Source organism: Treponema sp. R8-4-B8, from assembly GCF_054786175.1.
The window spans coordinates 1-518 of record NZ_BDHE01000301.1; the positions used below are offsets into that span (position 1 = coordinate 1).

1 pseudogene is annotated in these 518 nt (G+C 45.0%); it reads right to left on the minus strand.

The features are described 5' to 3' along the window. Positions 1 to 338: 338 nt before the first annotated feature. Positions 339 to 518, minus strand: a pseudogene (locus ACYVRA_RS08495) (hypothetical protein); the annotation flags it as partial.

Below are 518 nucleotides of genomic sequence, written 5' to 3' on the forward strand. Positions count from 1 at the left end.
CGATTGTCCCCTCTCTCGGCGTTTCAGGTTGGGTAGTGGGTAGTATGTAGTGGTTAGTATTGTTGTTCGTCAGCTGCGCCTGATAATACCACGCTGATCTTGCGAACTTTGCTCTCTACCCGCTATATACTACATAATATCCACTACCTACACTGCACCACCCCTAGCGTTCAAATGTCGCATAACGACACTATGAAAAAGCGGTGACAGGTACGTTTGCGTGTTCTTTGTGTGAGGTCTTTCGTAAAAAGTAAAAGCAAGAAGGATTAGCGCAACTTATGAGCGGAGCGCACCCTTCTTACTTTTTTCTCTTTTCCCTTTTCATTTTTCTTTTGTAACTACCAAACCCTCGGTTCCCCCTCCGGCTTAAAAACCCTGACATCTTCGCCTTTTGGCTCAATAACAAAAAGCCCTTTTTTTAGAGCGTAGTTTCTGTTGGAATCGTCTGTGACAGTAGAGGCCATCGCTCCCATGAATTGGCGTTTGTCGCCGTGTTCAGCGGCGAATTTTTTTATTTT